This window comes from Corynebacterium sp. HMSC072A02 (assembly GCF_001810085.1).
GTDB lineage: Bacteria > Actinomycetota > Actinomycetes > Mycobacteriales > Mycobacteriaceae > Corynebacterium > Corynebacterium hesseae.
Map to the genome: position 1 here is coordinate 1 of NZ_KV799883.1, position 293 is coordinate 293.

Consider the following 293-nt stretch of genomic DNA (forward strand, 5'->3'; position numbering starts at 1 on the left):
TCCACGACGTCGACGTCCTGGTCCTCGATGACTTCCTGACCACACCTGTGGATGCCGCGACCGCGCACCAACTTCTCAACATCCTCGCCGGGCGAGAAGGCAAAGTCTCAACGATAGTGACCTCACAATTCACCCCACTGGAGTGGTACAAGTCCATCCCCGACGCCGTGATCTCCGAGTCAATCCTCAACCGACTCGTCTCCGGCGCCGAGATCATCACACTCGAAGGACCAAACATGCGCCTCACCACCAACACATAACCACCAACAACGCCTGAGTAAGACACCGCTACC

General features: G+C 57.7%; 1 protein-coding gene. It reads left to right on the forward strand.

Translation table 11 applies throughout. The annotated features are described in order from the left end of the window. Nucleotides 1-260 (forward strand): ATP-binding protein (locus tag HMPREF2698_RS12260; protein WP_168164033.1); only part of this gene is annotated, 260 nt, incomplete at its 5' end. Between the last annotated feature and the right edge of the window lie 33 nt (nucleotides 261-293).